The organism is Dietzia papillomatosis NBRC 105045, from assembly GCF_001570845.1.
Classification (GTDB): Bacteria; Actinomycetota; Actinomycetes; order Mycobacteriales; family Mycobacteriaceae; genus Dietzia; species Dietzia cinnamea.
This window is the reverse complement of record NZ_BCSL01000018.1, coordinates 28,588-54,516: the sequence shown is the minus strand read 5'-3', so window position 1 is coordinate 54,516 and position 25,929 is coordinate 28,588. Positions and strand designations below refer to the sequence as shown.

The following is a 25,929-nucleotide window of genomic DNA, read 5'->3' as shown; positions in this document are numbered from 1 at the left end:
GCGATGCAGCCGCCGAGAGACACCCAGCGACTTCCCGCCTTCGATCACCCGGGCGTGCAGAACGCTCCCACCGAGCAGTTCGCCGCCCGGCCCGCCGACGCGGCAGCGCCCCTTCCGGGCGACGGGGCGGGTGAACCCCGGGGCGGGAGTCTCACGGGCCGCCGGATCGTCATCGGCGCCGTGCTGGCCATCGTGCTGCTGGTGGCCGGGGCCGTGGGCCTGGAGCTCGGGATGCGCGGTGCGATCAAGGACAACCTCCGCCAGGAGATCAGCGCGACGCTCGGCTCGACGCCCGAGGTGGAGCTGGGGCCCCAGCCGGTCCTGCTGTCGTACGTCACCGGCACGCTCGGCACGATCCGCATCACCACCGACGGCGCCCCGGCCGAGGGGGCGACCGGCCCGGTCCCGGCGATCGACATCACCGCCGAGGGCGTGCGGTCCGAGGGTGAGACGTCCCGTATCGACTCGCTCACCGGCACCGCGTTCGTGTCCGACGAGACCATGACCGCGGCCGCCCAGTCCGAGGGCGCGGGCGGCGTGGGCGACAGCCTGCTGGGCGGGCTGATCCAGGTGAAGGACATCGTCTCCGACCCCGCCGCGGGCGCCCTGCGCGTCTCGATCAGCGGGCTCGCCGAGGCCGTGGTGACGCCGCGGCTCATCGACGGCAACCTCGAGATGGATCCCCAGCAGGCGTCGGTGCTCGGGTTCCAGCTGCCCTCGGAGATCCTCGGCGGGACCGTCTCGATGATGGACTCCGCGCTGGCCGACCTGCCCGAGGGGATCGAGCTCACCGGCGTCCGCGTGGTCGACGGCGGGATGACCGTGGATCTGGCCGGCCGCGACGTTGTGCTGGAGTCGACTCGCTAAGAGCGGTCGGCCGCCCGGCACACTGGGCCCATGCGCCTGCTCATCATCTCCGACACCCACGTCCCGACCCGCGCCCGCGACCTGCCGGCCCGGATCTGGGACGAGGTCGACGCCGCCGACGTCGTGATCCACGCCGGGGACTGGATGGACGTCGCCCTCCTCGACGCCCTCGAGGAACGGTCTGCACGGCTCATCGCCTGCTGGGGCAACAACGACGGCCCGGAGCTGCGCGAGCGTCTGCCCGAAGTGGCCCGCGCGACGCTCGACGGCGTGCGACTTGCCGTCACCCACGAGGCCGGCGCGTCCGCGGGACGGGAGAAGCGCATGGCCAGGGCCTTCCCCGACACCGACGTCCTGGTCTTCGGGCACTCGCACATCCCGTGGGACACCACCGCGCCGCGAGTGTCCGAGGAGAGCGGGTCCGGGGAGGGCGCGTCCGGTGAGGGCGCGTCCGGTGAGGGCGGTCTACGCCTGCTCAACCCGGGCTCGCCCACCGACCGCCGACGCCAGCCGCATCACACGTACATGACGGCGATCATCGCCGAGGGGGCGCTGCGCGACGTGGACCTGCACCGGCTGCCGCCACGGTGCTGAACCGCGCCCGCGTGGCGGGTGACGGGCGGGACGAGCCGGGCGGCGGGCCCGGGATTCTGCCACCCTGGAGCCATGACCAACGAAGCCTCCATGCGTGCCGTGCAACAGCAGACCCTCGGTGAGCCGGACGTCCTCGCCGTCGTCGACCTCCCCCGTCCCACTCCCCGCACCAACGAGGTCCTGATCCGCGTCGAGGCCGCCAGCGTCAACCCCACCGACTGGAAGCACCGCGCCACCGGCGGGTTCCTCGGCGAGCCGCCGTTCGTCCTCGGCTGGGACCTGTCGGGCGTGGTCGAAGAGGTCGGGATCGGCGTCGCGCGGTTCTCCCCCGGCGACGAGGTGTTCGGCATGCTCTCGTACCCGTTCGGCCACGGCGCCCACGCCGAGTACGTCGCCGCCCCCGCCGCCTGGTTCGCACCCAAGCCGGCCTCGCTCGACCACGTCCAGGCCGCCGCGCTGCCGCTGGTCTCGCTCACCGCGTGGCAGGCGCTCGTCGAGAACGCCCGGATCCAGCCCGGCCAGCGCGTCCTCATCCACGCGGCCGCCGGCGGGGTCGGGCACGTCGCCGTGCAGCTCGCCAAGGCCCGCGGCGCCCACGTGATCGGCACCGCCAGCTCGGAGAAGCACGACTTCCTGCGGGAGATCGGCGTGGACGAGCCGATCGACTACCGCGAGGTGGACATCGCGGAGGCCGTCTCGGACGTCGACGCCGTGCTCGACACCATCGGCGGCGACACCTCGCTGGCGTCGCTGCGCACGCTGCGGCCCGGCGGGATCGTCGTGTCGATCCTGCCCGTCGGCTCGGACGACCTCTACCGCGAGGCCGAGCGGCTCGGGGTGCGGGCCGTCCGGATGCTGGTCGACGCCTCACGCCACGACCTCGTCTCGATCACCGACCTCGTCGAGCAGGGGTCGCTGCGGGCGACGATCTCGGAGGTCTTCCCGCTCGAACAGGTCGCCGAGGCGCACCGCCGGGGCGAGACCGGGCGCACCACCGGGAAGATGGTGCTCACCACCGGCCGGGACTGACTCCCGCCGGGGGCCCTGGGTGAAGGCCTGCGTCGGACCAGCAGCGGCCGGACGGCAGGACTACTCGGGGAAGCCGTCGAGCACCGCACGGCTGCCGCTGAGGCCGAGCCGGGTGGCGCCCGCGGCGATCATCGCGCGGGCGGTGTCGGCGTCGCGGATCCCGCCGGACGCCTTGATGCCCAGCTTCCCGCCCACCGCGCGGTGCATCGCCTCGACCGCGCGCACGCTCGCGCCGCCGGCGGGGTGGAAGCCGGTGGAGGTCTTGACGAAGTCGGCGCCCGCGCGCGCGACGGCGTGGCACAGGGCCTCGATCCGCTCGTCGCCCGCCTCGTCCCCCAGCGCCTTGTGGATGGCGGCGGTCTCGAGGATCACCTTGAGCACCACCGGCGGGGGCACGGCGTCGCGCATCGCCAGCACGTCGGCCATCACCTCGTCGACGAGGCCCGCGATGGCGGCGCCCACATCGATCACCATGTCCACCTCGGTGGCGCCCTGGTCCACCGCGAGCCGGCCCTCCATCGCCTTGACCAGCGAGTGGTGCTTGCCTGACGGGAACCCCGCGACCGTGGCGACGACCTGCTGGCCGGGCCGTACCGGCAGCATCGCCGGGCTCACGCACACGGCCTTGACGCCCAGCTCGCGGGCCTCGTCGAGGCAGGCCTGCACGTCCTCGCGGGACGCGTCAGGCGAGAGCAGGGTGTGGTCGATCATCGAGGCGACGCGGGCGCGGGTGAGCTGAGCGGTCGGAGTGGCGTCCATGCGGGCCAGCCTAGCGGGAGCCGCCGACACGCCTGGTGGCACAATGGACACCCATGTCACGACGCTTCGTCCTCACGCTGGGCTGCCCCGACCGCATCGGTATCGTCGCCCGGATCGCGACCTTCCTCGCAGAACTGGGCGGGACCATCATGGAGGCGGCGTACCACGCGGACGAGGACACCGGCTGGTTCTTCACCCGCCAGTCCGTCGACGCCGAATCGATCGGCATGGAGATCGACGAACTCCGCCGTCGCTTCGAACGGGTGGCCAGCGAGCTGGGTCCGGAGGCCGACTGGCAGATCTCCGACTCGTCCGAGCCGAAGGACGTCGTCATCCTCGTGTCCAAGGAGGGCCACTGCCTCCACGACCTGCTAGGTCGGGTCGAGAGCGGTGACTACCCCGCCCGCATCCGTGCGGTGATCGGCAACCACAACAACCTGCGGGGGATGGTCGAGGCGCACGGCGTGCCGTTCCACCACGTTCCGTTCCCGGCCGACCCCGCCGAGCGGGGCCCGGCGTTCAAGCAGGTCGCCGGACTCGTCGACGACATCGACCCGCACGCGATCGTCCTGGCCCGCTTCATGCAGGTCCTGCCGGACGACCTGTGCACCCGGTGGGCCGGTCGCGCGATCAACATTCATCACAGCTTCCTGCCCAGCTTCGTCGGCGCCCGCCCGTATCACCAGGCGCACGTCCGGGGCGTGAAGCTCATCGGCGCGACGTGCCACTACGTGACGGCCGACCTCGACGAGGGGCCTATCATCGAGCAGGACGTCATCCGCGTGGACCACACGGCGACGGTGAAGGACATGGTGCGCCAGGGCCGCGACGCCGAGAAGCTGGTGCTGGCCCGCGGGCTGCGCTGGCACCTGGAGGACCGGGTCCTGGTGCACGGTGCCCGGACCGTGGTGTTCACCTAGACCGTCCGATCGGCGGCCGTCCGGCGCTCACGTCGCTCAACTCTTGGGGAAGCCGTGCCTGTCGGTGAGCAGGGTCTGGGCGGCGGACAGGAAGATGAGCCGGGCGGCGGCGCCGGCCCGCGGAAGGATGCCGGTCACCCGCCTGACGATGGTCGACTGGTCCATCCCGGCGTCCTTCATGGTCTGCACGAGAACGTCGATCGCCTCGGCCGCGGTGCTCTGCCCCTCCATGAACAGGTGGCCGATCTTGTCGATCCCCTCCTCGCCGACCCCCAGCACGATCAGCTCGCGGAACATCTCCAGCATGTAGCGGTCGGCGAAGAAGTGGTCCGCCGCGGCCGAATCGCTGACGAGGCCGATCGACTCGCCCCGGTCGAGGAGGTGCTCCGGTAGCTCGAACCCGGCGACCGCGTCCACTCCCCCTCGCGGCAGCCGCCGGCGCCCACCGGTGGAGCGGCGCGTCGGCCGGACCGCTTCCAGCTCGAGAAGCTCCGTGAGCGTGAAGCCGTGCCGTTCGGCGATGAACAACTCCTCGATCGTGGCGAACGTATAGCCGCGGTCGAGGAGACGCAGGATCTGAGCGAGGCGCCGCTTGTGGTCCGGCCCGTAGAAGGCGGTGCGTCCTCGGCGGACGGGCGGGGGCAGCAGACCGCGCTCCTGGTAGACGCGGATGTTGCGCACGGTGGTGCCGGAGTCCTCGGCCAGTTCCTCGATCCGCTGCGGCGGCCCGGCCTCCGGCGTCTTCACCTGCGTCGACCGCCGACCGCGGGACGCACGTCGGCGAAGAACACGCCCACCGCCACCATCGCGATGATGCTGAGGAAACCGAGCGGCCGGACGGCGAAGAGCAGGGCGGCGACTGCACAGATGGCGATCCATGCCGGCTTGGGCCACTTCCCCTCGACGGAGTACGCCGAGGCGGGCGGCAGCGCGGCCAGCACGAGCCCGGCCAGCGCCCACACGACGAGCGCGCCCTGGATGATGAGCTGGACAGTTCCCCACGTGCCGGTAAGCGTGTCAATCACGGGTCCCAGTGTAGTGGCGTGGTCGGACACGACCGCGTGGTGATGTTCACACCCGTCCGAGACGCGCGCCGCCCCGGCCTACTCCCGAGGGAGCGGGCCGGGGCGGCGGTGCCTCACGCGACCGTGCGCGAATGCCATTCGGGCCGGGCGCGTGTTCCTATCGCGTCAGGGGCGATCGGTGCCGGCGGGCGGCAACGGCGTATCCGCGGTGGTCAGCGCCGGGTCGTTGTCGGCGAGCTCGGCAGGCGAGGGCGCGTCCGAGTCCGAGCCGGCCGGCTTGGCCGCCGACGACGTGGTGGCGGCGGGCTTGCCGCCGGTCGGCTTGGCGGTGGACTTGGTCGCCGTCGACTTCTTGGCGGTCGTCTTGGCCGCCGCCTTCGCGGCCGCGGCCTCATCGACCGTCGGATTGGCGGCCACCGGCTTGTCGGTGGTCGAGGTCGTCGTGGCCGCCGTGGTGGTCGTGGACTTGGCCGGGGCCTTCTTCGCGGGCGCCTTCTTGGCCGCCGCCTTCTTGGCCGGGGTCGTGCGGGCCTCGACCTCCGCGGTGCTGCGGGCGACCTCGGCGGAGACCGTGGAAGCGGCCTCGTCGACGCGGTCGGCGGCCTTGTCGGCGGTCCGGTCGACCCGATCGGCCACCTCGTCGACGCGCTCGGCGGCCGTGTCGGCGGCGTCGCCGGCGGACTCGGCGGCCTGGCGGGCGGCCTTGGAGACGCGTCCGGCGGCCTTCACGCCGATCGACCGGGTCTGGCGCGCGACCGTGCCGAGGGCCTCCTCGCCCAGCTCGCGCTGCTCCTCGACCGCGCCGGCGGCGCGGGCGACCTGCTCGTTGACGCGGGCGAGTCCGGCCTCGAGCTGCGGGTTCTCCTCACGGAGTCGGCTCACGACGTCCTCGCCGCGGGCGGCGAGTCCGCCGTAGATGCCGGCGGCCACCTGCACGTACGCGTCGGCGACCTTGCGCAGTTCCTCGGGGCGGAAGCGGTTGACCAGCTCCTCGACCTCCGCGGGCAGCGACTGGACGCGCTCGGGCACCTCGCTGACGCGCTCCTGGGCGCCGGTCACACGCTCGGTGAGGCGGTTCTGGACGTCGGAGACGCGCTCAGTGACCCTGGACTGCGCATCGGAGACGGCGTCCTCGGCGCGGCGGCGCAGGTCGTTCACGAGCCCGGAGACCGCCTGGATCGCGAGGTCGTTGGCCCCGACGTAGGCGTAGACCGGGGTCCGCACGGCGGCGATCGCCTGGCCGAGCGGGCCGCCCGCGGCGGCTTCCCGGGAGGCGTCGGCGCCGGTCTCCTCGGCCTTGGACGTGGACTTCTTGCCGGTGGTCTTCTTGCTCATCTCGACTCCTCGTTCGTGTCGTGCGGTGTTCTCATCTGCGGTGTCACGTGGCCCGGCGGGCCGCCGTCGGCAGGTCCCGGATCAGGGGACGTCGACGACCTGGTCGGCTGCGGTCGCATTGTTCGCCAGGAACGACTCGTAGATCTCCACGAGCACCTCCCTTTGTCGCTCTGTGAGGTCCGGGGCGGTGAGGATCGCGTCCCTCACCGGGCTCCCCTGCTTGAGTTCGAGGATCCCGGCGCGAGCGTAGAGCACCTCCGCGGAAAGCCTCAGACCTCGGGCGATCTGACCCAGGACCTCGGCGGACGGCTTGCGCAGCCCGCGTTCGATCTGGCTCAGATACGGGTTGGAGACGCCGGCACGCTCCGCGAGCTGCCGGATGGACACCTGGGCGGCCTCCCGCTGGGCGCGGATGAACGATCCGATGTCCTGCGAGTCGGACGAACGGCGGTCGCCGTCGACGAGCGCGGTGACATCCGTGTGGCGCGGCACCTCACCCGTCGGCTTGTTACGGCGTGCGAGGGTGGCTGCTGTCGGCTCGTCTGCCGGTACGCCGGATCCCGTGACCTCGCGCGGGGGTCCGCCGCGTTCAGCACCATCGTGTGCGGCCATGGAGTCACCTCCCTCCGCGGTTGCGACCGAACCGTTCGTCTGTGCTCGGCTGCCCCAACGCTAGCAACTAGTGCTAACTCCAGCAAGCGCCATGTGTACGACGATCCCGTGGGCTGGGTCACAGAAGGTCTCAGAAGAGCAGCTCGGTGGCCGCGTGGATCGCGAGCCCGGCCAGCGCCCCCACGACCGTGCCGTTGATGCGGATGAACTGCAGGTCCTTGCCGGCGAGCAGCTCGATCTTGTCGGAGGCCTCGTCGGCGTCCCAGCGTTCGACGGTGTCGGAGATGATCGAGGTGACCTCGCCGGCGTAGTTCTCCGCGACGTAGCGCGCCGTGCGGGTCATGTAGTCGTCGAGCCGCGAACGCATCTTCTCGTCCCCGACGAGCATCTCGGCGAGGCGGCGCAGGAGGTCGTCGATCTTGACCCGCAGCGTGGAGGAGGTGTCCTCGGTGGCCTCGACGATCATCCGCTTGGCGGCCGACCACGCCGACCCGGCGGCGCGGCGCACCTCCTCGCGGTTCATGACCTCGTGCTTGAACGACTCGAGCTTGGCCATGGTGGACGGGTCGTGCTGCAGGTCGCGGGCGAAGTCCTCGACGAACCCGATCAGCGCCAGGCGCACGGCGTGCTGCTTGTCGACCTTGATCTGCCACGTCCACTCGCGCAGCTCGCGGTAGGCGCGGTCGGAGAGCAGTTCGTTGACGAACTGGGGGGCCCAGGTGGGCGCCTTCTCGCGGACCCAGCGGTCGATCGTCTCGGGGTGCGCCTCGACCCATTCGTGGGCCCGGTCGGCCATGAGGTCGAGCAACGGCAGGTGGCGGCCCTCGTCGAGGAGTTCGGCGAGGATGCGGCCGGCGGGCGGACCCCACTCGGGCTCGGCGATCCGGGCCACGATGGTGCGTTCGATGATCGCGACCGCGTCCTCGTCGCGCAGCACCGCCAGGACGGACCGGATGGCCTTGGCGGCCTGATCGGAGGCGAGGGCGCGATTGTCGGTCTCGGCGAGCCACTCGCCGGCGCGCTCGGGGATGCGGGCGCCGCGGACCTTCTCGCTGACCATCTCGGGGTCGAGGAAGTTCTCCCCCACGAACCCGCCGAGCGAGGTGCCCAGCTGGTCCTTCTTGCGGCGGATGAGCGCCGTGTGCGGGATGGGGATGCCCAGGGGGTGGCGGAACAGGGCGGTGACGGCGAACCAGTCGGCCAGGCCGCCGACCATCCCGGCCTCGGCGGCGGCGCGGACGTAACCCACCCAGGAGGGAGCGCCGTTGTGCAGTGCGTATTCGGCGACGAGGTAGATCACCCCGGCCACGACGAGGAACCCCGTCGCGACCATCTTCATGCGACGGAGGGCGGACCTCCGCTCGGCGTCGGTCGCCGGGTCGCCCGCCTTGAGCGCGGGTCCCCCGGCGGCGACCACCGGGTCGAGCGTCAGTGGGAGTCCTCGCGGCCGTGCTTACGGAAGCCGTACATGCACACGAACAGGCCGATGAGGAACACGACGGTGGTGGCCACGACCGCGGCGACCGCCATGCCCAGCGAGACGCCGGCGTCCTGCGTGTAGTAGCCGATCGCGGTGATGGGCAGGCCCAGCATGCTCATGCTCAGCAGGATGATGGCGGACCCGACGTAGATCTCGGTCGAGTACAGAGGGTAGGTGGGCGCGACCTTCGTCGCGTACTCCGGGTAGTACTCCTCGACGATGGCGGCACCAGTGTGCTCGAGCGTCTGACCGGCCATGATGTCGTCCTCTTTCGTCAACTACCGATCCCGGGCGCGTGTCCCGGGACTTGCTCTGCCCCGATCTTATTAGACCCCTGCCCCTGCCGGGCAACCGCCCGTCGGATCCGACGGGCCGCGGTCACCAGGTTCCGCAGGCTGGGCTCCAACTGCCACGTGTAGCGGCTCTTGAGCCCCCCGTCGGGCACCGCCCACAGCCTCTCGACCCCCACGGCGTCCACCGCGCGCAGCAGCCGCTCGTGCAGCAGGTCGATGTCCGGCACGAACCCCGAGCGCGACTCGTACACGCCGGGCGCGACCTGTCGGGTCAGGGTGTGGTCGGTCAGGGCGTCCAGCACCCACTCGATCGAGCGGGTGGCCACGATGTTGGTGACGTCGGCGTCGAGCTCCTCGATCGCCTCGGTCATCACCTGCAGCGACGAGTACGTCATGTGCGTGTGGATCTGCGTGTCGGGTCGCGCGCCGGCGGAGGCGAGGCGGAAGGTGCCCACCGCCCAGTCGAGGTAGGCGCGCCGGTCGGCACCGCGCCGCGGCAGCAGTTCCCGGATGGCCGGCTCGTCGATCTGGATGATGGCCGTGCCGGCCGCCTCCAGATCGGCCACCTCGTCGCGCACCGCCAGCGCGAGCTGCGTGGCGACCTCGGGCAGCGCGAGGTCGGTGCGGCAGAACGACCGCGCGAGCATCGTCACGGGCCCGGTGATCATCCCCTTGACCGGCCGGTCCGTGAGCGACTGCGCGTAGCCCGTCCACTCGACGGTCATCGGCGCGGGCCGCGCCACGTCCCCGTAGAGGATGGGCGGCCGCACGCAGCGCGAACCGTACGACTGCACCCAGCCGTTGCGGGTGGCGGCGAACCCGTCGAGCAGTTCGGCGAAGTACTGCACCATGTCGTTGCGCTCGACCTCGCCGTGGACGAGCACGTCCAGTCCGATGTCCTCCTGCAGCCGGATCACCGCGGCGATCTCCGCGCGGAGGTAGTCGCAGTACCGGGCGTAGTCGATCCGCCCCTCCGCCAGGTCGCGGCGGGCCCGCCGGATCTGCACTGTCTGCGGGAACGAGCCGAGGGTGGCGGTCGGGAGCGTCGGCAGACCCAGCCTGCCGGCCTGCCGGGGGGCCCGCTCGTCGTACGGGACGCGGACCTTGTCGTCGTCGGCCACCCGCGCGGTCCTCGCGCGCACGTCCTCGCGACGCGCACTGGGCAGCACGGGCAGCGGACGCCAGCGCGGCGTGGGGCCGTCCTCGAGCGCGTGCGCCAGCGACACCACCTCGGCGACCTTCTGTTCGGCGAAGGCCAGCGAGTCCACGAGCTCGGGCGGCAGGTCGGTCTCGGCGTGCACGTCGTACGGCACGTGCAGCAGCGTGCACGAGGTCGACACCACCACGTCGGCGAACACGGCCCGCAGCTCGCGCAGGTAGTCGAGCGTCGCGAACTTGTCCGTGCGCCACACGTTCTGACCGTCCACGACGCCGGCGTAGAGGCGCTTGGCGGCCAGGCCCGGCACGGCGGCGAGCTCGGCGGCCGTCCGCCGCCCGTGGACCAGGTCCAGGCCGATCGCCTCGATCCCCGTGGCCGCGAGCGCGGGCAGCGCGTCCCCGAGGTCGCCGTACTCGCCGGTGACGAGGATCCGCGGCCTCGCCGGCACCGCGGCGAGCCGGTCGTAGGCCCCGCGCAGCCCGGCGATCTCGTCCGGCGTGCGCTCCATGGTCATGCAGGGCTCGTCGAACTGCACGCACGTCACACCCGCCTCGTGCAGCACGCCGAGCAGCGCCTCGTACTGCTCGAGCATCCGGTCGAGCAGGTCGAGCGGCGCGAACCCCGGCGCGGCGTCGGGCGAGGCCTTGCCGAGCAGCAGCAGCGAGACCGGGCCGGTGATGACGGGCCGGATCTCGAGCCCCAGCTCGCGCGCGCGGGCGACCTCGGCGAGCAGCTCGCCCGGCCGCAGCCCCAGCTCGGAGGCCTCGTCGAACTCGGGCTGGCGGTACAGGTAGGAGGTCCCCTGCAGCGGGACCAGTTCGAGCGGGGGGACGTCGGCGCGGCCGCGGGCCAGGGCGAAGACCGTGTCGACGGGCGTGAGGTCGCGAGTGAGGTCGCGGAAGCGGGCGGGGATCGCGCCGACGAGCAGGGCGTCGTCGAGGATGTGGTCGTAGAAGCTGAAGGTGTTGCCGGGGATCTGCGTGAGGCCCTTGGCGCCCAGGTCGTGCCAGGTGGCCTCCCGGACGCGGCGGCCGGTGGCGAGCAGCTCGGCGCGGGTGCCGTCGCCGTGCCAGTACCGTTCGAGCGCGCGTTTGAGCTCGCGGCGCGGCCCGATGCGCGGGTAGCCCAGGACCGACGAGGCGCGCGTGGGTTCGAGGTGCGGCGACGAGGGCGACGACGACGATGTCATCTCAGCGCGTGGCCCCGGCCATCGCCCGGGGCACGGGATAGCTGTGGAAGCCCTGACCCGTCTTCCGGCCCAGCCGGCCCGACTCGACCATGTGCACGAGCAGCGGGGGCGGCGCGTACAGCGGCTCACCGAATTCGGCGTGCATCGCCTCGGCTATCACCTTGACCGTGTCCAGCCCCACGTGATCGGCCAGCGCGAGCGGGCCCATGGGGTGCGCGCAGCCGAGGACCATGGCGCGGTCGATGTCCTCGGCGGTGGCGTGGCCGGACTCCGCCATTCGGATGGCGGAGAGCAGGTACGGCACGAGCAGGGCGTTGACCACGGCGCCGGCGCGGTCGGCGGAGTGCACGACCTGCTTGCCGAGGACCTGTTCGGCGAACGTCTCGGCGCGGTCGCGGACGGCGGCGCCGGTCTCGGGGGTGCTCACCAGCTCGACCAGCGGGAGCACGGGGACGGGGTTGAAGAAGTGCATGCCGAGCACGCGCTCCGGACGGGCCGTGCACCCGGCGAGGGTGGCGACCGGGACGGCGGAGGTGTTGGTGGCCAACACGGCTCCCGGGTCGGTGACGATCTCGTCGAGCTGCCGGAAGACGGCCGACTTGGCGGCCTCGTCCTCGGCGACCGCCTCGATCACGAGCTGGCGGTCACAGAAGTCGCCCGGGTCGGTGGTGAAGCGCAGGCGCAGGGCGGCCTGTTCGCGTTCGCGCTCGGTGATCTTACCCGAGGACACCCCACGGTCGAGGGACTGCAGGATCCGGGAGCGGCCGGCGGTGGTGAGCTCTCGGGTGGACTCCCACACGAGGACGTCCACGTGGGCACGCGCGCAGACCTCGGCGATGCCGGAGCCCATCTGCCCGGCCCCCACCACGCCGACGCGGGTGATCCGTCCCGCGTCCGTCGCGGCGTCGCGGCTGCTGCTCATGGCGTCCTGGGTCCTTCGGGAGGAGGGTCGTGAGGGGGCGCGCCGGCCCGTTCGCCGGTCCGCGGCGGGGTGAGCGGAGAGACGACCGGGGGCCGGGCCGCCTCGTCGAGACGGCCACGGCCCCCGGTTGTCACCTCATGTCGGCGAGCCGACCGTCGATCGGATCGGTTCACCGGTCAGGTCCACTATCTCAGTGGAACTGGCCCTCCTCGGTGGAGCCCTTCAGCGCCGCGGTGGACGTGTTGGGGTCGACCGTGGTGGCGATGAGGTCGAAGTAGCCGGCGCCGACCTCGCGCTGGTGCTTGACCGCGGTGAAGCCACGCTCCTCGGCGGCCTTGAACTCGCGCTCCTGCAGCTCGACGAACGCGCTCATCTGGTTGCGGGCGTAGCCGTAGGCCAGGTCGAACATGCCGTAGTTGAGCGAGTGGAAGCCGGCCAGGGTGATGAACTGGAACTTGAAGCCCATCGCGCCGAGCTCCTTCTGGAACTTGGCGATGGTCTCGTCGTCCAGGTTCGCCTTCCAGTTGAAGGAGGGCGAGCAGTTGTAGGCCAGGAGCTGGTCCGGGAACTCGGCCTTGACGCCCTCGGCGAACTTCTTGGCGTACTCGAGATCCGGGGTGCCGGTCTCCATCCAGATCATGTCGGCGAACGGGGCGTAGGCCTTCGCGCGCTCGATGCACGGCTCGATGCCGTTCTTGACGTGGTAGAAGCCCTCGGCGGTGCGCTCACCGGTGATGAACGGACGGTCGCGCTCGTCGACGTCCGAGGTGATCAGGGTGGCGGCCTCGGCGTCGGTGCGCGCGATGATCACGGACGGCACGTTGGCGACGTCCGAGGCGAGGCGGGCCGAGGTCAGGGTGCGGATGTGCTGGTTGGTCGGGATGAGCACCTTGCCACCGAGGTGGCCGCACTTCTTCTCGGAGGCCAGCTGGTCCTCCCAGTGCACACCGGCGGCACCGGCGTTGATCATGGCCTTCTGCAGCTCGTAGGCGTTCAGGGCGCCACCGAAGCCGGCCTCGGCGTCGGCCACGATCGGGGCGAGCCAGTTCTCCACCGAGGTGTCGCCCTCGATGCGGGCGATCTCGTCGGCGCGCAGCAGGGCGTTGTTGATGCGACGCACGACGGTCGGCACCGAGTTGGCCGGGTACAGCGACTGGTCCGGGTAGGTGTGGCCCGAGAGGTTGGCGTCGGCGGCGACCTGCCAGCCGGAGAGGTAGACGGCCTCGAGGCCGGCGCGGATCTGCTGCACGGCCTGGTTGCCCGTCAGGGCACCGAGGGAGTTGACGAAGTCCTTGTTGTTGACCTTGTCCCAGAGGATCTCCGCGCCGCGGCGGGCGAGGGTGTAGTCCTCGACGACGGTGCCCTGCAGCTCCGCGACCTGCTCGGCCGTGTAGTTGCGGGTGATGCCCTTCCAGCGGGGGTTGGTGTCCCAGTCCTTCTGGATCTCTTCAGCGGTACGTGCCTTGCCGACGTTCGACATCGCGACTCTTTTCTGTCTCGGGGGCGGGTCCGTATTCGCACTCTTGCGAGTTACGGCCCCTTACGACAGACACAATGCCACACTCGCTACGGCGCGTCTACCTGCGGCAAGTGCGAATGTGGCGAGTTTCTTTGCCTTCTTTGCAAAGTTTGCGAAGATTGTGTGGTGCGCCACGGACGGAGAGGGGGAAGCCGATGACGGCCTCACATATGGGGGCGCGACTGCGTCGACTGCGCGAGGAGAACGGCCTGACCCAGGCGGCGTTCGCGCAATCGCTCGGCTTGTCGTCGTCGTACCTCAATCAACTCGAGAAGGACACCCGCCCCGTCACCTCCCGGGTCCTGGTCAAGATCTCCGAGGTCTACGGCGTCGACTCCACGTTCTTCGCCTCCGACTCGGACACCCGGCTCATCGCCGCGGTGACCGAGGCCCTCACCGACACCCAGTTGTCCGCCGAGGTCCCCGCCGACGAGGTCGTCGACCTCGTCCGGGCGCACCCCGCGCTCGCCCGCGCCTTCATGCTCCTGCACCAGCGCTACCGCAACTCCGCCGACCTGCTCGCCGCGCTCACCGAGACCCGTAACGTGCCCGAGTCCACGGTCGACCGATCCGTGCTGTCCATGCCGCACGAGGAGGTGCGCGACTACTTCTACCAACGGCAGAACTACATCGACTCCCTCGACACCGCCGCCGAGGACCTCACCACCCGCATCCGGCTCAACCGCGGCGACGTGCGCGTCGAGCTCGAGAACCGCCTCGCCGAGGCCCACGGCGTGCGGATCTCCCGCCGCGTCGACCTGCCCGACGGCCTCTGGCACGTGTTCTCCGCCGAGGATCGCCGCCTCGACCTGTCCGCGCACCTCACGCCCGGTCAGCAGGCGTTCCGCGTGGCCTCCGAGCTCGCGTTCCTCGAACACCGCGACCTGCTCGACAGCCTCGTCGAGGAGGGGGCCTTCACCTCCCCTGCCGCCGTCGCGCTCGCCCTTCGCGGACTGGCCAGCTACTTCGCCGCCGCCGTCCTCATGCCCTACCAGCGGTTCCTCGACACCGCCGAGGACTTCCGCTACGACGTCGAGCGGCTCATGGCCTTCCACGCCACCGGCTACGAGACCGTGTGCCACCGCCTGTCCACACTGCAGCGGCCCGGGGCGGCCGGGGTGCCGTTCAGCTTCGTGCGCGTCGACCGCGCCGGCAACATGTCCAAGCGGCAGTCCGCGACCGGGTTCCACTTCACGACCTCCGGTGGCACGTGCCCGCTGTGGAACATCTACGAGTCGTTCTCGTTTCCCGGCAAGATCATGCGGCAGGTCGCACAGATGCCCGACGGCCGCCTCCACCTGTGGGTCTCGCGCACCGTCACCACCCGTCCGATGCGTTTCGGCCAGCCGCGCAAGACGTTCGCCATCGGCCTGGGCTGCGAGGCCCGCCACGCCCACCGGACCGTGTACGCGCAGGGCCTCGACCTCGACGACGTCGACGCCGCCACCAAGATCGGCTCCGGCTGCCGCATGTGCGACCGCCCCGCCTGCCCGCAGCGCGCGTTCCCGCCGCTCAATCACGAGCTGCGCGTGGACGCCCACCGCTCGTCGCTCTCGCCGTACCTCCTCGGCGAACCCGCCTCCGCCGGGTCCGCGCCTGACCTACCCTGACGGCCATGAGCCAGTCACCGAGGATTTCGCCCGGCGGGTTCCGCGAGCTCGGCCCGTTCGGCTGGGCGGTCAACCGCATCGGCGCGCGCGTCACCGGCTCACGCGACGTCCACCTGTTCGCCACGCTCGGCCGCGCCCGCCGCCTCTTCCCCGCCTGGCTCGCCTACTCGGGGATGATGATGCCGTTCGGGATCCTCGATCGCCGCACCACCGAACTCGTGATCCTGCGCGTGGCCCATCTACGGGGCAGCGCGTACGAGCGGGCGCACCACGAGCGCATCGGCGCGCGGGTGGGACTGGACGACGACGAGATCGCCCGCACCACCCGCGACCCCGCCACCGCGGGTTGGCCGGACCGGCTGGAGGTGCTGCTCACGGCCGTCGACGAGCTGGTGCGGACGAAGGACGTGTCCGACGAGACGTGGTCCGCGCTCGCCGAGTACCTGAACCCGGGTGAGCTGGTCGCGCTGGTGCAGTTGGTCGCGCAGTACGACGGCCTCGCCACCTCCCTGCAGGCGCTGCGGATCCAGCCGGACCGCCCCCGCTGACACCGCCCCGCCTCCACGATCCGCCCCTCGGTTTGCGACGGGCCCGACCCGGAAGTCGGCCGGCAGTCGCCCGGCTCTCGCCAGTGCACCCGGCCTCCACGATCCGCCCCGCGGATTACACTTCGCTCCTCCGAAATCGATCTGCCCCAGGAACTCCGCGAGCGAATCGCAATGCGACGAGCGAAACGAGATCCGAGGGGCAGATCGCGCGCCGCGCTCCGGATCGCCGGCCCCGCAGCGACCGACCCGCCCCGGCAGCGGACTCACCGATCGGACCCGCCTCACCCATCTGATCCCGCGCCGCCCATCCGATCGCGCGACGCCCATGGGAGCCCTTACGCGTAGCGCGATCCGATAGGCAGCGTGCGGCGGGGCCTCAAATCGCGAGCTGAGCCGGCGCGACGACCACGCCGATTCAGGCTCGAGGCCCAGCCGACCACGCCACAGCACCCCCCACCCGGCGGACGCAGCCGACCAGCAGATCGGCCACCGACGCCGACAGCGCGCGGCCCGCCCAGTCGGCTGCCGAGCCGGGTCCGGGCGACGAACGCGGCCGGGCGAGGGCTACGCGCTCAGTTCTGCTCCGCGCAGGACAGGCAGACGCGGGCCCGGTCGTCGAGGCCGACCGTCACCGTCTGCCCCGCCGGCACGTGCACCTCGCGGCCCTGCACCGTGCAGTCGAAATCGGTGCCGTTCAGGTTGGCGATCGTGATCTCGTGGTGGTCGCAGCGGACCCGCACGTGTGTGCCCCGCACCGTCATCCGGAACGTCAGCGACCCCCACTGCGCGGGCACCCGCGGGTCGAACGAGATGTCGCCACGGTAGTCGCGCATCCCGCCGAAGCCGCTGACCAGCGCCGACCAGACCCCGCCGGTGGAGGCCACGTGGATGCCGTCGGAAGCGTTGCCGTGCACGTCGGCCAGGTCCACAACCAGGGCCTTCTGGAAGTGCTCGAACGCCTCGTCGCAGTAGCCGATCTCAGCGGCGATGATCGCCTGCACCACGGCCGACAGGGTGGAGTCGCCGGTGGTCAACGGGTCGTAGTACTCGAAGTTCGCCCGCTTCTGCTCCTCGCTGAACTCGTCACCGCGCAGGAACATGGCCAGCACGACATCGGCCTGCTTGAGCACCTGATGCCGGTAGATGACCAGCGGATGGAAGTGCAGCAGGAGCGGCCGGCGGGGTTCCTCGAGGTCCTGGTCCCAGACCTCCTTGGCGAGGAAGTCCTGGTCCTGCGGGTGGACGCCCAGTTCCTCGTCGAACGCGATCACCATGTTCTCGGCGGCGCGCTTCCACTCGGCGATCTCCTCGTCGCGGATCTTCAGGCGGCGGCAGATCGCCTCCCACTTGCCGTCCTCCAGCTCGGCGATCCGCTTGCAGGCGATAGCCGCGGCCACGAGGTTGAACCGGGCCATGGCGTTGGTGAACAGGTTGTTGTCCACGACGGTCGTGTACTCGTCCGGCCCGGTCACGCCGTGGATGTGGAACATGCCGTCGCCGTCGAAGAAACCGAGCGAGACCCACATCCGCGCGGTCTCGACCAGCACGTCCACGCCCTCGCGGATCATGAAGTCCTGGTCCTCGGTGGCCCACATGTACTTGACCATGGCGTGCGCGATGTCGGCGTTGATGTGGTACTGAGCGGTACCGGCCTCGTAGTAGGCGGACGCCTCCTCGCCGTTGATCGTGCGCCACGGGTAGAGGGCGCCCTTGACGGACAGGAACTTCGCGCGCTCCCGCGCCTTGTCGAGCATGTTGTACCGGAAGCGCAGGGCATTCCGGGCGAACCGCGGCATCGTGTAGGTCAGGAACGGCAGGACATACGTCTCGGTGTCCCAGAAGTAGTGGCCGGAGTAGCCGCTGCCGGTGACGCCCTTGGCGGCGATGCCGTTGTACTCGGCGCGCGCCGAGGCCTGGGCCAGCTGGAAGAGGTTGAACCGGATGGCCTGCTGCGTCTCCGCGGGGCCGTCCACCTCGACGTCCGCGCGGTCCCAGAAGTGGTCGTACCAGTCCCGCTGGGTGCGGTGCAGGTCGTCCACGCCGCGCTCGCGGGCCCGGCCGAGGGTGCGTGAGCACCGGTCGGCGAGTTCGCCCGCGGGCACGACCTCGGACGTGTGGTACGCGGCGAGCTTGGTCAGCTTGAGCACGCGCCCCGGCGTGACGTGCGCGTGGTAGACGACCTTCGACGAGTCGTCGTCGATCTCGTGGCTCAGGGCCACGTCGTCCTCGGTCTCGAGGAGGTGGTCGACGGCCACGGCGATGGTCATTCCGGAGTTGGCGCAGCGGTAGCCGTGCACCTGGTAACCGCGCTGGCCCTCGCAGAGCTGGGACTCGAGGACGCGGTGGTCCAGTCCCTCGGCGCGGCGCGGGTCGAAGCCCTCGTCGGGGACGTCGTCGGCGGAGCCGTACTCGTCCTCGCCGTCCTGACGGTTGAGGACCTGCGAGGAGATCACCACGGGCGCGGGCTCGTCCGGCAGCTCGATCTCGTAGGTCATCACGGCGAGGTGCTTCTCCACCATGGACACCATCCGGCTGGAACGGATGACGACCTTCTTGCCGGCGGGCGTACGCCACACGATCTCGCGACGCAGGACGCCGTCGCGGAAGTCGATGCTGCGCTCGTAGTGCTCGAGGTCGGCCACGGACAGGCGCAGCGGCTCGTCGTCGACGTAGATGCGGATCGTCTTGGTGTCGGGGGCCTGGATCATCGTCTGGCCCTCGCGCGCGAGGCCGTACGCGTCCTCGGCGTGCTGGATGTGCCACGTCTCGTGGAAGCCGTTGACGAACGTGCCGTGCTGGGCGGAGTCGCGCCCCTCCTCGGGGTTGCCGCGCATGCCGAGGTACCCGTTGGCCACCGCGAACTGGGTCTCGGACACGCCCCGCGGCGAGGCCTTGGGGCTGGTCTCGACCCAGCGCCACGGGTCGGCGGGGTGGGTGGAGCGGTTGATCTCCGGCACCTCGAGGTGGCTGCGGAGATTCACACCGTAGGTGGTGCGGATGTTGCCGGGCACCGACTGGCCGACGGTGTCGTGCACCGGGCCACGGGAGATGGGGACGCGGGTCACCGGCGTGCCTCCGTGAGTCCGGGGATGAGCTCGGAGAGGTCGACGACGACGAGGTCGGCCCCCTCCGCGAGCAGGGTCTCGCGCCCGGCCCCGCGGTCCACGCCGACCACTCGCGCGAACCCGCCAGCAGCGCCGGCCTGCACCCCCGAGACGGCGTCCTCGATCACGACGCAGCGCTCCGCGGGCACGCCGAGCAGCTCGGCACCCCGCAGGTACGTGTCGGGCTTCGGCTTTCCGGGGATGCCCTCGGCGGCGGCGACCACGCCGTCGACGATCACGTCGAACCGGTCGCGCAGCCCGGCCGCGGTGAGCACGGCCTCCGCGTTCTTCGAGCTCGAGACGACGCACGAGGCGATGCCGGCGGCGTCGAGCGCGTCGAGGTAGGCGACCGAGCCGGGGTAGGCCTCGATCCCCTCGTCGAGCAGTTCACGGAAGATCACGTTCTTGCGGATACCGAGCCCGTGCAGGGTGTCCGCGTCCGGGCCCGCCTCGTCGTCGTCACTCCCCTCGGGCAGGGTGAGGCCCCGCGCGGCGAGCATCGACGCGATGCCCTCGAGGCGCGGCTTGCCGTCGATGTACCGGAAGTAGTCCTCGTCCGAGTACGGGTCGATCCCGCGGGCGTCGAAGTACGCGCTGAACATCCGGTTCCACGCCTCCATGTGCTTCTCCGCCGTCGGGGTGATCACCCCGTCGAGGTCGAAGAGCACGGCGTCCACACCGTCATGGTCCATATCGTTGTCCTATATCAGGGGGTCGTCGGCGCCGAGAGGCTCCGCCCGTGCGCGGCCCCAAGGGTAGTCACACCGGGCCCGTTACACCGCTTCCACCCGCGCGGTCACTGCCCCCGACTTCGGGCCCCCGCGGTCGCTTTTGATGTTTCCGGCGTTCCACGGCCGTGCCCGCGGGCTTTTCCGCAGCGCGCCGCACGCGGGGCACGATGCACAGATAGCGGTACGACGGTGGCACTATGTGGGTAACCGAAAACAAAGGAGAGAGATGCGCCTCCGCACCCGCACCACCCGCCGCGTCGCGGCCGCCGGCCTCGCGCTGGTCACCGCGGCAGCTCTCACGGCCTGTTCGTCGGACGACTCCGGCGCCGAGGCCGAGCAGTCGGGCGACACGTCGACCTCGGCGTCGGCCTCGCCGACCGTCGACGACTCGGCCCCGCAGGCGCCCGTCGAGGAGCTCGTGCTGGCCGAGGGCGAGGCCCCGGGGGGTGGCATCGTCCAGGTGCTCGACCGGTCGATGCTCCAGGAGGCCGTCGACAAGCTCGTCGCCGACCAGCAGCGCCAGCTCATGGACGACCCGGCCTGCGACAAGGTCTCGCGCCTCGAGACCGTCTCCAACCACGCCACCACGGACGGCGTGACCGCGGCGGTGCGCTACAAGCAGTCCGAGACCGACGAGACCGAGCACCGGTTCGGCATCGGCATGGTGAGCGGCCGGCTCGACGACTTCATGGACCGCTCCCTCTACGAGGCGTGCACCACCGCGCGCAGCACCTCGAACCCCGATGTCGAGCTCGTCATGTCGGTGCAGGACGCGCCGGAGATCGCGGGCGCCGAGGGTTTCCGCGTCACCAGCGACTTCATCACCACGCAGCCGGACGGGAAGAAGACCCTGAGCCGGGCCATCGCGATCCACGGGTACGCCCGCGACACCACGGTGAGCGTGGAGTACGCGGCCCGCGGCGACGATCCCGCGGCCGACCCGGTCCTGCCGACCGCCGCCGGCGCCCTCGACGCGATCTACACGGCGCAGATGGAGAAGCTCGTCAACGCCGAGTGACCCCGCGGCCGGCGGGTCCGCGCCATCGAGAAGACCGTTTCGCACACGTCGCCCGAGTGGGTCCGTGCGGAACGGTCTTTTCGTCGGCCGGGGCCCGATCGTTCCGTCAGCTGTGGACGGGTTGGACCCCGCGCCGGGCACACGCCGGAAGGCACTCCGCCCCGCCGCCCGGCCGGACGAACCGGCGAGCAGCGGGGCGGAGCGACGGGCGGACCGTCAGAGGTTGATCATGTGGCCGGCGATGCCCTCGACGGCCTCCTTCATGGCCTCGGACAGCGTCGGGTGCGTGTGCACGTTGCGGGCGACGTCGGCGGCGGTGAGGTCCCACATCTGCGCGAGGGTCAGCTCGGGCAGGAGCTCGGAGACATCGGGACCGATGAGGTGGCCGCCGATCAGCTCTCCGTGGGTGGCGTCGGCGACGATCTTCACGAAGCCGACCGCATGGCCGAGGCCCTGCGCCTTGCCGTTGGCGGAGTACGGGAACTTGGCCACCTTGACGTCGTAGCCCTCGTCCCTCGCCTGGGCCTCGGTGAGCCCGAAGGACGCGACCTGCGGCTGGCAGAACGTGGCGCGCGGCATCATACGGTAGTCGCCCAGGGTCTGGGTCTCGGCGCCGGCCATGGTCTCGGCGGCCACGACGCCCTGCGCCTCGGCCACGTGGGCGAGCTGCAGCTTGCCGGTGACGTCGCCGATGGCGTAGATGCCGTCGACGTTGGTGCGCATGTGGTCGTCGATGTCGATCGCGCCGCGGTCGGTGAGCTCGACGCCGGCGTTCTCCAGGCCGAAGCCCTCGACGCGGGGACCGAAGCCGACGGCCATGAGGACCTTGTCCACGGTGACCGTCTGGGTCTCCCCGCCGTCCTTCTTCTCGATCTCCACGTCCACCGAGTCACCGTTGTCGGTGATCTTGGTGGTCTTGTGCCCGGTGAGGAGCTTGATGCCGAGCTTCTTGTAGTGCTTGGCGATCTCCTTGGAGACCTCCTCGTCCTCGTTCGGCAGCAGGCGGTCCATGAACTCGACGATCGTGACCTCGACGCCGTAGGCGTTCATCACGTACGCGAACTCCATGCCGATCGCGCCCGCGCCCACCACGACGATCGAGTCGGGCAGCTCGCGGGAGAGGATCTGCTCCTCGTAGCTGACCACGTTCTCGCTCAGCTCGATGCCCGGGAGGGTCTTGACCACGGAGCCGGTGGCGATGATGCAGTTGTCGAACGTGTACTCCGTGCCGTCGACCTCGATCGTCTTGGCGTCGGTGAACGTCCCGTAGCCGTTGATCTCGGTGATCTTGTTCTTCTTCATGAGGAAGTGGACGCCCTTGACGATGCCGTCCGAGACCTTGCGGCTGCGGTCGTAGGCGGCGCCGAAGTCGAAGGAGACGTCGCCGGAGATACCGAACAGCTTGCCGTCACGCTGAACCGTGTTGGCCAGCTCCGCATTACGCAGCAGTGCCTTTGAGGGGATACAACCCACGTTGAGGCACACGCCGCCCCAGTACTTCTCCTCGACGACGGCCACCTTGAGGCCGAGCTGCGAGGCACGGATTGCGGCGACGTAGCCACCGGGGCCCGCGCCGAGGACGATCAGGTCGAAATGAGTGTCAGCCACGACACACAGACTATGCGCAACGCGTGTCGCAGGCACCCCGAGCCGCCCCCGATCGCACCCGAAATGCCCGACGCCGCCCCCTCCGGGTGGAAGGGGCGGCGTCGGGATGTCTGCGGGCACCGTCAGGACAGGTTGCCCAGGACCTGCCGGAGCGCGGTGGCGACCAGGTCGCCGACGGTCTCGGCGATCTGATCGGTGATGGTCTCGGTGGAGCTGCCGGTGCCTCCGCCGAGGGACTCCGTGACCGATCCGAGCTTGAGGGAACCCATTATGTGTCTCCGTTTATCGAGGGTGCATTCCCGGATCCCCGAGAATGGCCGGGTCAGACGACCCGAACGTGGGGATGATGCTACTGACGGCGCAGCCTCATAACAAGAGTCTGTGAAGATCTGGACCCCCATCCGACATGTCGGCTCGGTCACTCCGACACGACCACGGCATCATCGAGGTCATGACGGTTTCCCCGAGCTCAGATCCGTACCTCCACCTGGAGGACGTGGACGCGCCCCACGCCCTGGAGTGGGTGCGGATGCGCAGCGACCGGACGGTGGCCGATCTCGCGACCGGCGAGCACGCCGAGGCCTCCTACACCCGGGCGCTGGAGATCCTCGACGCCACGGACCGTATCGCCTGGCCCGTCCTGCGCGGCCCCCACGCCTACACGCTGTGGAAGGACGGCGACCACCGACGCGGACTGTGGCGCCGCGTGCCGTGGTCGGTCCTCGCAGAGGGCGCGCCAGGTGTCGACCACCCGGCGTGGGAGACGCTCGTCGACGTCGACGCGCTCGCCGACGAGGAAGGCGTCAACTGGGTGTACTCGGGGACGGTCGTCCGCCGGCCTGCCGACGACCGCGCACTGCTGCGGTTGTCCCGCGGCGGCGCGGACGCCGTCGAGATCCGCGAGTTCGACCTCCTCGCGCGACGCTTCGTCCCCGCCTCGGAGGACGGCTTCCGACTGAGCGAGGCCAAGTGCTCGGTGTCGTGGGTCGACCGCGACACCGTGCTCCTCGCCGCGCCGCTCGACCCGGAGGGATCCGACGCCACCGACTCGGGGTACGCGCGCGTCGTGCGACTGTGGCGGCGCGGTACCGATCCCGCGCAGGCGCCCGTGATCTTCGAGGGACGGACGGACGACGTGGCGGTGGGGGCCTCGCACGACCCGACGACGGGCCGGTTCCTCGCCAGCCGCGCACCGGACTTCCACACCTCGCAGGAGGTCTTCTGGACGCCCGGGACCGACCCCACCGCGACCGGGCCGCGCGCCGTGCCCGTGCCCGAGGACTGCGACGTCACCTCGTGCGGCGACTGGCTCCTCCTGAGGCCCCGGACCGATCTCGAGATCGCGGGCCGGACCCATCCCGGCGGGTCGGTGCTCGTGGTGCCGTGGTCCGTCGTGGACGCCGACCCCGAGCGCCTGCCCGAGCCGGTCGTCCTGTTCTCCCCCACCCCGTCCACGACCGTCGAGGACATCACCTGGGGCCGCGGCCGGATCCTGCTGACGGTCCTCGACGACACCGAGTCGCGGATCGAGGCCTACACCATCCCCGATTCCGTCGACGGCGACTGGACGCCGCGGCCGGTGGAGGGCCTGCTCGAGCACGTGTCGATCGACGTGCTGTCCTGCGACCGGCTGTCCGGGATGCGGGACGGCGAGCAGGAGGATTCCGGGCCGGCGGGAGGAGGGCGGTCCGACGGCGAGCGGCCGCACCCCGACGACGCCGTGCTCGCGGTCTCCGGGCCGGTCGTGCCACCGTCGCTGGTGCTCCTGCGCGCCGACGGCAGCACCACCACCCTCGGCGCGACCCCGCACCGGTTCGACACGGCCGGCATCGAGGTCACCCGCCACACCGCCGTGAGCGACGACGGCACCGAGGTCCCGTACACCGTCATGCGCGGGCCCGGCCCGGACGGCCCCCGACCAACCATCCTGTACGGCTACGGAGGCTTCGAGGTGTCGATGCGGCCCGCGTACGCGGCCCTGCGCGGCGCGCTGTGGCTCGAGGAGGGCGGAGTCTACGTCGTGGCGGGGATCCGCGGCGGCGGCGAGTACGGGCCGTCGTGGCACCGGGCCGCCCTGCGCGAGAAGCGGCCGCGCGCCTACGAGGACTTCGCGGCCGTGGCGCGCGCCCTCGTCGATACGGGGGTGACCACCCGCGACCAGCTGGGCGCGACCGGCGGATCCAACGGCGGGCTGCTCATGGGCGTCATGCTCACCCGCTACCCGGAACTCTTCGGAGCGCTGGCGATCGCTGTACCGCTGCTGGACATGAAGCGTTACCACCTACTGTTGGCCGGCGCGTCGTGGATGGCCGAGTACGGCGACCCGGACTCGTCCGACTGGGACGATTTCCTCGGCGCGTACTCCCCCTACCAGAACATCCGGCCCGCCTCGGAGGTCCGTTACCCGCCCGTGCTCATGACCACCTCGACACGGGATGACCGCGTGCACCCGGGCCACGCGCGGAAGATGACCGCCGCCCTGGAGGCCGCGGGTCACGAGGTCGCCTATTACGAGAACGTCGAGGGCGGCCACGCCGGCGCCGCCGACAACACGCAGGAGGCGCGGAAAGCGGTCCTCACGTACGAGTTCTTCAGGCGTCGACTACCTCGTCGTCGTCCCGCTCGGGCCTGACGACCTCCCGGTCCGTCCACGCGAGCACCCGGGCGACCACCTCGGCGGGTCGGCGCGCCCACGAGTTGTGCCCCAGCGCCTCGGGTTCGAGCTCGAGGGTCGTGCGCGCGGAGGGCAGCATGGCCAGGAGGTTGCGTGCGGCACTCGCGGGGGCGAGCGGGTCGTCGGCGATCACCACCGCCAGCGCCGGCACGGTGACGCGCGACAGGCCCGCCGGGTAGTCGAGATCGGCGCGAGCCGGCTGCATGACGCCCGCCGCGGCGAGCCGGGCCCAGTCCCGGATGCGGTCGGCGGGGATCCGTCCCTTCGCGCCGAAGAACTGTCCCGGCACGTGCCCGGAGAGCCAGCCCAGCGCCGGCAGGATCACCGAGCCCGCGCGCAGCTTGCGACCGACGGGCCCCGGGAAGCCGCGGTGGAACGGTGACTGGGCGGCGACCGCGACGAGCCCGGCGACGCGCGGGTCGTGGCGCGCGAGGTGGTACACACCGATCTGCGCGCCCATGCTGTGCCCCAGGAGGATCACGGGCCGCCGGCCGAGTCGCTGCTCCATCGCGTCGAGCGCGAGCGGGACGTCCTCGGCGGCGCTCTCGTGGTAGCCGGCCGGGGCGCTACGCCGACCGATGCGGTAGGTGCTCTCCCCCTGGCCGCGCAGCTCGGTGATCGCGACGTCGACGCCCTCGGCCGCCAGCGCGCGGGCGAGCGGGAGGTAGTAACGGGCGCCGACGGCGATGCCCGGCAGCACCAGGACCGACGGCCGGCGCTCGTCCCGCTGGTCGGTCTCCACGATCAGCAGCGGGCTGGTGCTGCCGTCCGGGTGGTGCAGTTCGACCCGGGCGGGGTCTTCGATCGTGGTCATGGGTACAGGATGCCGGACTACGCTCCGTTCGCCGCAGCCGGCCCGCGGCGGGGCCGCATACGAGAACGGACCCCGCCCACCTGATGTGAGGTGAGCGGGGTCCGTGGGCTCCGGGCGCG

The 25,929-nt window shown here is 71.2% G+C and carries 23 protein-coding genes; 8 read left to right on the top strand and 15 right to left on the bottom strand.

Annotated features, from left to right (window positions below; all coding sequences use genetic code 11):
* The first annotated feature begins 3 nt into the window (after window positions 1-3).
* The 3 genes from DPA01S_RS08285 (at window position 4) to DPA01S_RS08275 (ending at window position 2,490) form a co-directional block, all read left to right on the top strand.
* Window positions 4-867, top strand: coding sequence for an LmeA family phospholipid-binding protein (locus DPA01S_RS08285; RefSeq protein WP_061915381.1), 864 nt, complete (start codon window positions 4-6; stop codon window positions 865-867).
* A 30-nt stretch (window positions 868-897) separates the two neighbouring features.
* Complete coding sequence (locus DPA01S_RS08280) at window positions 898-1,461, top strand: metallophosphoesterase family protein (RefSeq protein WP_061915378.1); 564 nt, start codon at window positions 898-900, stop codon at window positions 1,459-1,461.
* A 72-nt stretch (window positions 1,462-1,533) separates the two neighbouring features.
* A complete protein-coding gene (locus DPA01S_RS08275; protein ID WP_061915375.1) occupies window positions 1,534-2,490 on the top strand; it encodes an NADP-dependent oxidoreductase in 957 nt (318 codons plus the stop codon).
* Window positions 2,491-2,550: 60 nt separating this feature from the next.
* Here the strand turns inward: DPA01S_RS08275 and deoC are convergent, their stop codons facing one another.
* Complete coding sequence (deoC, locus tag DPA01S_RS08270) at window positions 2,551-3,249, bottom strand: deoxyribose-phosphate aldolase (RefSeq protein WP_061915371.1); 699 nt, start codon at window positions 3,247-3,249, stop codon at window positions 2,551-2,553.
* Window positions 3,250-3,302: 53 nt separating this feature from the next.
* Here deoC and purU point away from each other — a divergent pair, with 53 nt between their 5' ends.
* Complete coding sequence (gene purU / locus DPA01S_RS08265) at window positions 3,303-4,169, top strand: formyltetrahydrofolate deformylase (RefSeq protein ID WP_061915368.1); 867 nt, start codon at window positions 3,303-3,305, stop codon at window positions 4,167-4,169.
* 36 nt (window positions 4,170-4,205) lie between these two features.
* Here purU and DPA01S_RS08260 read toward each other — a convergent pair whose 3' ends face one another.
* The 9 genes from DPA01S_RS08260 to aceA form a co-directional block, all read right to left on the bottom strand.
* Window positions 4,206-4,916, bottom strand: coding sequence for a MerR family transcriptional regulator (locus tag DPA01S_RS08260; protein ID WP_061915365.1), 711 nt, complete (start codon window positions 4,914-4,916; stop codon window positions 4,206-4,208).
* A complete protein-coding gene (locus tag DPA01S_RS08255; RefSeq protein ID WP_061227966.1) occupies window positions 4,913-5,194 on the bottom strand; it encodes a DUF2516 family protein in 282 nt (93 codons plus the stop codon). The genes DPA01S_RS08260 and DPA01S_RS08255 overlap by 4 nt, the downstream gene beginning before the upstream one ends.
* Window positions 5,195-5,359: 165 nt before the next feature.
* A complete protein-coding gene (locus DPA01S_RS08250; RefSeq protein ID WP_061915361.1) occupies window positions 5,360-6,529 on the bottom strand; it encodes a hypothetical protein in 1,170 nt (389 codons plus the stop codon).
* A gap of 81 nt (window positions 6,530-6,610) precedes the next feature.
* Complete coding sequence (locus DPA01S_RS08245) at window positions 6,611-7,021, bottom strand: helix-turn-helix domain-containing protein (protein ID WP_061915358.1); 411 nt, start codon at window positions 7,019-7,021, stop codon at window positions 6,611-6,613.
* Between the two features lie 250 nt (window positions 7,022-7,271).
* Complete coding sequence (locus DPA01S_RS08240) at window positions 7,272-8,558, bottom strand: DUF445 domain-containing protein (protein WP_174521510.1); 1,287 nt, start codon at window positions 8,556-8,558, stop codon at window positions 7,272-7,274.
* A gap of 11 nt (window positions 8,559-8,569) precedes the next feature.
* On the bottom strand, window positions 8,570-8,878 hold the full coding sequence (locus DPA01S_RS08235; RefSeq protein WP_061227963.1) for a hypothetical protein: 309 nt from the start codon (window positions 8,876-8,878) through the stop codon (window positions 8,570-8,572).
* Window positions 8,879-8,895: 17 nt separating this feature from the next.
* Window positions 8,896-11,262, bottom strand: coding sequence for a 5-methyltetrahydropteroyltriglutamate--homocysteine S-methyltransferase (metE, locus tag DPA01S_RS08230; RefSeq protein ID WP_061915353.1), 2,367 nt, complete (start codon window positions 11,260-11,262; stop codon window positions 8,896-8,898).
* Between the two features lies 1 nt (window position 11,263).
* Window positions 11,264-12,184 (bottom strand): 3-hydroxybutyryl-CoA dehydrogenase, encoded by a 921-nt coding sequence (locus DPA01S_RS08225; protein ID WP_061915350.1) that lies wholly within the window; start codon window positions 12,182-12,184, stop codon window positions 11,264-11,266.
* A gap of 190 nt (window positions 12,185-12,374) precedes the next feature.
* Window positions 12,375-13,664, bottom strand: a complete 1,290-nt coding sequence (gene aceA, locus DPA01S_RS08220) for an isocitrate lyase (protein WP_061915347.1) — start codon at window positions 13,662-13,664, stop codon at window positions 12,375-12,377.
* 194 nt (window positions 13,665-13,858) lie between these two features.
* Between aceA and ramB the strand changes: the two genes are divergently transcribed.
* Window positions 13,859-15,313, top strand: coding sequence for an acetate metabolism transcriptional regulator RamB (ramB, locus tag DPA01S_RS08215; protein ID WP_061915343.1), 1,455 nt, complete (start codon window positions 13,859-13,861; stop codon window positions 15,311-15,313).
* A gap of 5 nt (window positions 15,314-15,318) precedes the next feature.
* Window positions 15,319-15,861, top strand: a complete 543-nt coding sequence (locus DPA01S_RS08210) for a carboxymuconolactone decarboxylase family protein (protein ID WP_061915340.1) — start codon at window positions 15,319-15,321, stop codon at window positions 15,859-15,861.
* A gap of 572 nt (window positions 15,862-16,433) precedes the next feature.
* Here DPA01S_RS08210 and DPA01S_RS08205 read toward each other — a convergent pair.
* Together DPA01S_RS08205 and DPA01S_RS08200 are read right to left on the bottom strand one after the other, a co-directional pair.
* Entirely contained in the window at window positions 16,434-18,926 is a 2,493-nt protein-coding gene (locus DPA01S_RS08205) for a glycoside hydrolase family 65 protein (protein WP_061915338.1), read from the bottom strand.
* Window positions 18,923-19,657 carry an HAD family hydrolase gene (locus DPA01S_RS08200; protein ID WP_061227956.1) on the bottom strand — a complete coding sequence of 245 codons (735 nt, stop codon included), beginning with the start codon at window positions 19,655-19,657 and terminating at the stop codon, window positions 18,923-18,925. Before DPA01S_RS08200 ends, DPA01S_RS08205 begins: the two co-directional genes overlap by 4 nt.
* A gap of 265 nt (window positions 19,658-19,922) precedes the next feature.
* On the opposite strand from DPA01S_RS08200, the gene DPA01S_RS08195 reads away from it, so the two are divergent.
* On the top strand, window positions 19,923-20,714 hold the full coding sequence (locus DPA01S_RS08195) for a hypothetical protein (RefSeq protein WP_061227955.1): 792 nt from the start codon (window positions 19,923-19,925) through the stop codon (window positions 20,712-20,714).
* 216 nt (window positions 20,715-20,930) lie between these two features.
* Here the strand turns inward: DPA01S_RS08195 and lpdA are convergent, their stop codons facing one another.
* The gene (gene lpdA / locus DPA01S_RS08190; protein ID WP_061227954.1) at window positions 20,931-22,322 is read right to left on the bottom strand and encodes a dihydrolipoyl dehydrogenase; all 1,392 of its coding nucleotides are present in this window, start codon (window positions 22,320-22,322) and stop codon (window positions 20,931-20,933) included.
* Window positions 22,323-22,444: 122 nt separating this feature from the next.
* Complete coding sequence (locus tag DPA01S_RS17005) at window positions 22,445-22,591, bottom strand: hypothetical protein (RefSeq protein WP_165001061.1); 147 nt, start codon at window positions 22,589-22,591, stop codon at window positions 22,445-22,447.
* A gap of 182 nt (window positions 22,592-22,773) precedes the next feature.
* On the opposite strand from DPA01S_RS17005, the gene DPA01S_RS08185 reads away from it, so the two are divergent.
* Window positions 22,774-24,954, top strand: coding sequence for a prolyl oligopeptidase family serine peptidase (locus DPA01S_RS08185; RefSeq protein WP_061228008.1), 2,181 nt, complete (start codon window positions 22,774-22,776; stop codon window positions 24,952-24,954).
* Here DPA01S_RS08185 and DPA01S_RS08180 read toward each other — a convergent pair.
* Window positions 24,914-25,810: an alpha/beta fold hydrolase gene (locus tag DPA01S_RS08180; RefSeq protein WP_061227953.1), complete on the bottom strand. Its 897-nt coding sequence runs from the start codon at window positions 25,808-25,810 to the stop codon at window positions 24,914-24,916. The genes DPA01S_RS08185 and DPA01S_RS08180 overlap by 41 nt on opposite strands.
* Window positions 25,811-25,929: the final 119 nt, after the last annotated feature.